Origin of the sequence: Paenibacillus foliorum (assembly GCF_013141765.1) — a bacterium.
Taxonomy (GTDB): Bacteria; Bacillota; Bacilli; order Paenibacillales; family NBRC-103111; genus Paenibacillus_S; species Paenibacillus_S foliorum.
Map to the genome: position 1 here is coordinate 1 of NZ_WHOD01000074.1, position 8,530 is coordinate 8,530.

The following is an 8,530-nucleotide window of genomic DNA, read 5'->3' on the forward strand; positions in this document are numbered from 1 at the left end:
GATTTCATTTTGCAAAATTCCCGTCTCTTCTGCTATTTCACGAAAACATGAAATTACTGGCGAGTTGAACTCATGAGCTTCCACATGACCTCCGACACACGACCATAAGCCTGGCGCTATCTTTTTAATACTTGAACGTTTCAGCATTAAAACATCATCATTATTGAAAAGAAAAGCACCTGTCATTGTTCTAACACTTATCATCATTTCGACCTCCAAAATCTAATTCATCCAAGCTCCTACGATAGTAGCATGTAGTTTTTAGTTTGAGCTATGAAGCACTAAGAAAACTTTATTTTCGTAGTTTAATACAACTGGGGCTCCCTACTTTGCTTCTCTTGATACCTTCAATAGCATTGCTAATAAATCTTTCTGGACCATTTCTAGCTACCTCAGTGTATCAGCTTGAATTGAGAGTGATACTAAGTTACTTAGGTTCTTCTACGTAGTAAGTTATTTTGTTTCCAGAAATTTCGTATTTTATTCCCCTTTTTCCAAACATATCCCCAATGAGTTCTAAAGATTTAGTATTTAATTCTTGCATTTCAGCAACCTTAGAATCTGATTTTATCTTAGAGTAATCACCAGAAGATACAGCTGATAATAATCCATTTATAGAGGCTATATAATAACTATATAAATCATATTTGTTTTTATAGTAATCATCAAGCTCACGCACTCTAGTCGATTTTATCAATCCATTTTGTAGTATGTAAGACATTCTATATAACCTATTTCTCAGGTCAAGTTCCAATTGTTCTTTCTTTAGCCCTCCAGAAGCGAATTTATTATATTCTCCTACTCCTTCATCGTACTCAGACTTAAATTGATTATCCAGACTTTCTATTCCTTCCAAATAACTTTTTATCTCTCTGATATCTTTTTTCTTTTCTTCACTAGCAAAATAGCCAAATACTACCAAACACAGCACTATAACCGTTAGAAAACCGCTTCCCCATTTAACTCTCTGTTTAAACCTTTTTCTAAGATAGTTCCCCTTTACATAACCACCCTCAACATGACTAAAATACTCTTCTTTAGTTGATTCGCTTTTCTCTATTTCTTTCATTCTCTTTTTAAAGTTTCTCTGTGTTTCAGTACTCAAAATATCACTACTTTCTATAAATAAGTAGAATAAACTCAACCTAACTATGTTAGAAGTTAATTTCCCATTATTTGGACTAAAAGACTACTCGGACAATTATACCAAATATATCTAAATTTGGTCATCATATTTCGACAAGTAAGTACATATTCTACCATTAGTCATCATGTAAATAAAAAAGGCCAAATATGACCCGAAAGGTCACAGTTGGTCAGTTAGAGCCACTACTCCAAGTATCCCCTAACGGTTATAACCTTTCCCAAAAGCCTTAATTTTTTGAAGTATTCATCAATTTCTGTCAATATCAAGGATTCATTTTACATTATTTTTGTTTCCATTAGAGAGTTGCCGGAAAATAAACCTTATCCACCTATCGCACATAAAAAGCCCCGGATTTATCCGAGGCCTCATACTTCTATTTTATGGTAAACCAAGCACCACCGCTGCCGTCATACTTTCTACCATATGTAATAACAGGATTTTGATCGTCCTTTTTAACTAAAAACGCCGCCCAGCCGGTATTTGAAGCGCCTTCGTAAAGCTTTGATCTAATTGTCGGAGCTGGTTCCACAATGCCGGCTCTATTATAATCTTTTCCATCCGAAGATACAGCTACGAAGTCAATAGGGCTGACGTCAATTTGTTTATCTTTGCTCTTGCTGTTGGTGATTATAATGCTAATCTTGGCAAGAATGTACTCGTATCCTTCTTTAGGAGCCTCATTAAATTTATTGGCGGAGGCAATCATCTTCCAAGCCTCTTCACCGCGGATCATTTGATCAACGGAAAGCGTTCCGGAATACTCATTCAAGATGTCACTAACCGCGAATTCAGTCTTCTGCCCAAGCTTTGCGGGGTTATTTCTCAATTTCCCAGGCGTGCTGCTAGATGGTATGGTCTCACCATTTTCACCGATAAGTACTGTATTTGACTCGGCATCATATCCGATTTTAGTGCCCAGAGCTTCCGCGACTGCGCGAGCCGGTAAATAGGTGCTTCCGTTGTAAGTTATAGGAAATGTCGCTTTACCGTCCTCATCTTTAGGTTGCCATGCTTTTCCGTTGAGTTTGAGACCGAGGCCCTTGTTAAGGTAAGCGGATATTTCTTCAAGGTTCGTAGCTGCAAAAGCGCCGATGGACATTGATCCTAAAATGGTGACTGACAAGGCAGCTGAGATTATAAGTTTACGTTTCACGTATTACTTCCCCTCTCACTTGTTTTGTTTTTCATTCACCATTGTAACGCTTTAGGGTTAGTTGGGTAGTACTATTTTCCTAAAAATGACATGGAAATAACCTAATTTTGACTTTTTTGTAGTAGAATATTATCATACATAACGTTATTTGTGGACGGAAAAAAAACAAAGTGGTTGACGAAAAATTGGCCCCAGGGGAATACCGAATCAAACCTGGCGGGAAAGAGTTAATAAATCAATAAATCCCCCCACTGGTCAGTCGCCAAAGGGGAAATCAACGGATAATAAAGTCCCACTGAAACAAATTCTCAAGAGTTAGAAGTTCCCTCTTTTTTCAGTTGGTCATAAACATGCAGTGACTTTTTATAAAACGATTGTGCTTTGAGATCGATACTTTCTCCAAAATGTAAGGGCGCAATCAAAATGGGCTCCTGATCTTTATGATTAGAATAGAAAAAATACATGGGTACTACTATATCATCTTCCTCATAAAGATACCGCACCACACATTCCAACCTGTCAAAAATATTATTAAACTCAAACAATGACGTTGTACTTTGATCAAGTATACCTTTTTCAGCCATTTCCGAATTATTGCCGAACAATTGTAAATTGAATGTTTGGGTCCTATCACTATTGGTAAGTGAGGCAACCTCCGAAACTTCTGCTTTCCCAAAATAAGACTCCATTTCTTGATACAAATATCCTATCTTCGCTCTCCAAATTGCGCTGTCACCACTATTTATAACCTGAAAGTCATCATTAATGGCTTTCGCTAATTGTGTTCCTGTCATCGTACTACGACTATAATTGATATTTCCAATCGCGGTGTACTTCTCTGATAGACTTAAAAGTAACAGCGAATCTTTCGCTTTTTCTTTTTCGTTGGACTTCATTTTTGATTGATTAACGGATTTGTTCATGTTAGCAGAATCTTTAGATGTTTTCACAAATTGATCGTAATCAACTCGCTTTGTTAGAGGCTTCCTGTCTTTATGGGCGAATTTGTCTCTGCTGGTATTCGGTTCCATAGGCTCGTATGACATACTCATTTGATTCTTATTTATCTGTCGAGGGGGAGGCGTATACTCCTTATAGCTTATCCTAGCATCTTCATCCAACTCTTCCTCAAGAAAACAGCGGAGATCAGTCAGTATCTCCTCTTGATCTTTGAGTTCATCTACTTCAGAAGGATCACATTCAAATGAGTCGAGCAGTTGTTGTAGACTATAGAAGGTATGTATTGGCTTTAGTGTCTTGAGATCAACCACATTAAGGTGGGTAACTCTCGATTTCTCGATCCATCCACGAATACGTCCGTTCATAGCACCTAATTTAAACGGTGTATTCTTGTTATCGTGAAGCATTTCCTCCATAGTTTCAAAGTACTCTTTCTTAGCAGCGGCTTCAGATTTTTCATTAGCTTTTCGAATGAAGAAAACGACAGCAGTGACGATAGCGATTAATGCGATAGTAGATACCGTGATGGAAAATGAAGTCATTGGTTTTAACATCCTTTCGAACTTTGTTCAGCCACTTCAGACAATAACAACTATTTTATTCTATATTTTACCATACTATCTTATGAAAAAATTATCATTTAAAAGAGATATAACGGATAATTTAGTTCTTTGAGACTATCATATAAAAAACAAAAAAGGCAATATGACTAGAATATAATTATTCTAATCACTATCTGCCTTAAGTCTGGCGCAGCATTCGGCTGCTTACGTTTAATCATTTTGCTAAGCTTATTCACAGATTCCCGCCAGAAGCCGGCGGAATGGAGACAATATGTAATAACTCATACTTCTTCCTTATTATTGCGCTTTTTTCGTTCTTCGAAGTAATCCTCAATTTCTGCCATCTTAAAGGATTCTATTTCGTTCTTGTTCCCGTTAGAGAGCGACGGAAAATAAACCTTATCCACCTTGGAAATTTTAGCAATGGCTAACGTAGAAGTATCCCAAAGATCTAAATGGTTCGCTGCATACCTGGCTTGATAAAAAGCCATGAATTGAGCTGCTTCATCATCGATTGATATCATGGACAAATTTGGATAATGATTTAACAACAACGTGAGTTGCTGAGCCTTACCTGGCTGATCTTGAATAAATGGAGTCAATAACAGCGTGTGTGTCAACGATGGTGTTACGGCAGTATACACCCCCTGCTCAATAGACCGCATCATTTGTATTTCAGGACTTAACAGCTCATGAGACTGATTGGCGATGATCATTTCAAATACTTTAGGATGAATAGCAACGTTCTCTTGGTTCATTTGGATTCACTCTTCCATTCTCCGATTTCCAGCAGGCTATCCAAAAAATTAGCAGGTTTTTTAGCAACAACGATGTTATTAGTAATTACATCATAATTCCAGATCAATTTATCACCTTCTTGTCCATTTACTGATACGGTTGTCTGGAAAAACGGTAAAGGTCAGACGGTTCGATATCTTCCTATTGATGGTCTCGTGGGCTTGCGGATTTCTGAACTTTGTGACGCGATAGCTAGAAGCGCTGGGGAATTTATACGAAATGTCATCAAAGTATAGGTGGAGTTGTTCAGTGAAAATAAAGTACTAGACTGGTGATGTTGATTTGACTTGTCAGCAATCGAACCCATCGACAGCAGCAAGCAGCTTTTTTTCATTTTACCCTCCTGTCACCTCCTTAACAATTATGAAGCGCGGCAATGAATATTTCAGTCTCATGGAGCCATTAGGTTAATGAGTCAGAGCCACGGTGTTATTGTACGAGAGCCAGTTGAGGGCAGGCAGTTTTAGCAATGAAAATGGACACTAGAAAACCGTATTGTGGTAATTAACGAAGGACGAGGGGTTATAACCCTCGCTGAACTACCATGAAAGAACGAAACTAACTTTAATGCCCTGTGGTGCAGAAAAAAATGCATGCATGGCTAACGAGCAGAATAGTTGAACTACACATTAGTTGCATTATGCGAAGCAGGATGTGAATGTATGTTTCAAGATGGATATTCATACTTTTTGAAAAATGATGTGACTAGAGCAGTTGAACTGATTCCTCATAGTAATGTCACTATCGGTGCGTCCCAGGATATTATTCAATATTTTCAAGATAATAACGTGATTAGTTTTCTTTATCATATTTACTACATTGGACTTCTGTCGTATATTTTATGGAACAATTAGCGGTCGGACTTCCCTTCCCGCGTCCCTATAACAACTTCGTTTTATAAATGTTTCTTAATCGCTTTCGCTAGATAGGAAAGAAAGAAGCGAATAATCTTCTTAGTAGTATCATGTTTCTCAATCAACCTAGCAAACGGTGGTGAGGTGGAGTAGTACACGGATATGAAGGAGCGCCCCAACATCGTTCGTTTTAAAACACTGTCCCGATATCTCCTGAAGAGTACCACATCTGGTTCCAGCAGCGATCCGTATGCGGCCGTTGCGATGAAACAATTATCAATATCGTATTTTTTTCGGATTTCGTTGCTGAAGTCAGACGTTGTTCCATCGTTGCTTAAAGCTTTAATCTTATATTCGTACCATGCAGGATATGCTAATCCTCCAACGGGATCGCGCACTTGGTTTCTATTGACTGTCCGTACTTTCTTGTTGTTACGGTACAGATGATACTCTTGAATACCGCTTGGATGGCTTGCCTCAAAGGACAAATTCATGTACTCACCTTGCTTCTCCACGCTGATGAGTCTTACGGTGGGTTTGGGTGACGAGGTGGATGTCGCCTCCTTGTTGCGAGGTTTGTCGGTTGCCTGAGTTTTTTCATCTTTTGGCTTGTGCATGGACATTGGCTTGGGATTGGCCTTTGATTCAGGTATGTATTTCTCCTTCTTCGATTCCTTCGCCTGCCACTTTCCCGCTGCTTTCTCAGCATTTACTGGAGGCATGGGATGCATTTTCAAGGGTGCATCCCCTTCCCAAGGCTTTTCACCAAATTGTACGGCATCTATTATTTTATGAAGATCTGTTTTGCCAAACAATTGGTGCATAGACTCGAGAGCTATTGGGCCTTTTGCATACCCGTTTGCGTCTTGTAAAAAAGCTTTTACAGCACTATATAATGTATTTTGAATTCTTACGTTCTTTATATTGTTCTTGATAAAGTGTCCGCACTCATGACTTAATTTCCCTAGAATGTCATTTACTTTATTTGTGTTTTTGTGCTTTAGTATTCCTAGTGCACTATAAGTATGCCTCCATTGAGCAATATAAGCTTCTGAGACGTATTTATTTACGTATATTTTATATTCTTTGGATGCAAAAGTTGCATTAACTTCTGACTCAGGTACGCCTGCATCTATTAAAGAGTCCCGCATCTCTTTTTCAATATTTTTTAACGTTACTGAAAAAGTATGCCGCATCACTTTTTCTAAATATTCGCCATATTGTTTGATGTAGATTTTGGTTTTACTCTCGTCATCAACATAAACCTTATTAATAAAGTCACTTTCATCGAATGTGTAATCTGCAAAATCCTCCATCGTCTACCTCCGCATATTTTGGATACTCTGTTGTAATCTTCTTTAGACTCGAGGCAATTCATTTCTAATTTTATAAGGTAATTCGTGACTAAATAGGAATCTCCTTCATCTTGCATTAACAGGTAACGATAATTGAATGTTATAAACAGGGAAGTCGATATTTTTAGTGATGGCTCTCCTTATTAACAAGCTGGTTTTATTTCGTTAACAACGTAGCTCTCACTCATTAACCAAGCGGCTCTGCCGCACCGAAATATTCATGATTTAACGGGGTTTATGAGATTGAAGATCATCAGCCTTCTAAATTTAAGTATTAGACTGGACAAAAAATCAAACAGCGGCGGACCAAGACTTGAAAAATAAAGTCTTAGACTGCCGCTGTTGTCTTTGAACTAACGTTATCCGTTAGCTTAACACCTTATCCTTTTCGAAGGGATCAATGCTGTGTGATACAAAGCTCAGAAAAGAAAGCCTCAGTCCCGATATCTACGAACAGACCAATATTTCCTCTGGTTACCTCTACCTTAGTCTTGTCTAATGAAATGCACTCGTCTCCATCGACAAATACCTTCAGTTGTGTCTCGTTAATTTCCAGCGTGAGATTAACCCATTCGGCTGGCCCGATATTCGCTCCCGCCTCGAAACGGCCGTCTGGATATTCTTGTCTCAGACGTTCGTACCGCCAATCAGGGTATGCGAAGTACTGGACGGCACGTTTATGGCGAGGGGGTTCGGGTTTTGTCTTTAATCCGTTTAACGGGCGAAGGTAGACTGCTTCAAAGACATCCCTACTATCGCTTATGCGATATGCTAGGCCTGCGAACCCACGTGCGTAAGCCGGAGCATCATCTCGTAACTTGCTGAACAAGTTTACCGATATAATTCCGTTCTTGAAATCTCCAGGAATCATCAAGAAAGTCGGCATATCGATGAAATCAACGTTGGGTTCGCCTTTTGAAGCCTCGTCCGTCAGCGTAACTCGCAATGCCTGCCGCCCGCCTATTGTAGTCGGGTTTGCGGTCACGAACTGAGGTCGCGCTCTTTCTGGCAGCGTCCCGAGGTCGTAAGTAATAGTTTGTGTGCTCATACTGGCTTCCTCCCTTAATAAGGCTTACTTTCCTGGATAACGCCTGAAAGTTATTACATCCAGATTCATAATGTAAGTCCCTTAACCATCTCCTCCTCTTATAGTAAATTCTTTGCGATATAAAACCGCTGGACATGTCGTCATTGGAATCATAAACTTATGATATACACATTAGTACCTATTGTGAAGTAGGTACCTTAAAGTTGTATAGGTACCTTTTAGTAACTATTGGAGGTCATTTTATGGATACAAAAAAAGAACTCCCTCTTTGCCCCGTAGAAACTACTGTTAGTTTAATAAGCAATAAGTGGAAAACTCTAATCCTTCGTGAATTATTGAGTGGTACAAAACGATTTGGAGAACTTAGAAATGGAATATCTGGTGTTAGCCAGAAGGTGTTGACACAAAATTTACGGTCAATGGAGGATGATGGAATCATAGAACGCAAGGCATACGCAGAGGTTCCACCAAGAGTAGAATATTTTCTTTCTGATTTGGGCAATACTCTCAGACCAATTATCGATGCAATGGCAGAATGGGGATTAGGTTATCAAGCAAAGATGAACGATTCCAATGAAACGGATGTAATTGCGAGATAAATTTGTTTATAACTTCCTAATTCTTGATTAACTATTCTGCCCGTTTAGGTAAC

At 38.8% G+C, this 8,530-nt stretch carries 8 protein-coding genes; 1 reads left to right on the forward strand and 7 read right to left on the reverse strand.

The window, feature by feature from the left end:
* The 7 genes from GC093_RS21050 to GC093_RS21080 all read right to left on the reverse strand — a co-directional run.
* Nucleotides 1-204, reverse strand: a 204-nt coding sequence (locus GC093_RS21050; protein ID WP_171653881.1) for an NUDIX domain-containing protein, incomplete at its 3' end; no start/stop codon positions are given.
* A gap of 223 nt (nt 205-427) precedes the next feature.
* Nucleotides 428-1,105, reverse strand: a complete 678-nt coding sequence (locus tag GC093_RS21055; RefSeq protein WP_171653882.1) for a hypothetical protein — start codon at nt 1,103-1,105, stop codon at nt 428-430.
* A 415-nt stretch (nt 1,106-1,520) separates the two neighbouring features.
* A complete protein-coding gene (locus GC093_RS21060; protein WP_171653883.1) occupies nt 1,521-2,300 on the reverse strand; it encodes a stalk domain-containing protein in 780 nt (259 codons plus the stop codon).
* A gap of 308 nt (nt 2,301-2,608) precedes the next feature.
* Complete coding sequence (locus GC093_RS21065; RefSeq protein WP_216624737.1) at nt 2,609-3,814, reverse strand: hypothetical protein; 1,206 nt, start codon at nt 3,812-3,814, stop codon at nt 2,609-2,611.
* 290 nt (nt 3,815-4,104) lie between these two features.
* Nucleotides 4,105-4,581 carry a hypothetical protein gene (locus GC093_RS21070; RefSeq protein ID WP_171653885.1) on the reverse strand — a complete coding sequence of 159 codons (477 nt, stop codon included), beginning with the start codon at nt 4,579-4,581 and terminating at the stop codon, nt 4,105-4,107.
* Nucleotides 4,582-5,516: 935 nt separating this feature from the next.
* Nucleotides 5,517-6,791: a CFI-box extended C-terminal domain-containing protein gene (locus tag GC093_RS21075; RefSeq protein ID WP_171653886.1), complete on the reverse strand. Its 1,275-nt coding sequence runs from the start codon at nt 6,789-6,791 to the stop codon at nt 5,517-5,519.
* Between the two features lie 436 nt (nt 6,792-7,227).
* Nucleotides 7,228-7,878: a hypothetical protein gene (locus GC093_RS21080; protein WP_216624738.1), complete on the reverse strand. Its 651-nt coding sequence runs from the start codon at nt 7,876-7,878 to the stop codon at nt 7,228-7,230.
* Between the two features lie 242 nt (nt 7,879-8,120).
* On the opposite strand from GC093_RS21080, the gene GC093_RS21085 reads away from it, so the two are divergent.
* The gene (locus tag GC093_RS21085; RefSeq protein ID WP_171653887.1) at nt 8,121-8,477 is read left to right on the forward strand and encodes a winged helix-turn-helix transcriptional regulator; all 357 of its coding nucleotides are present in this window, start codon (nt 8,121-8,123) and stop codon (nt 8,475-8,477) included.
* Nucleotides 8,478-8,530: the final 53 nt, after the last annotated feature.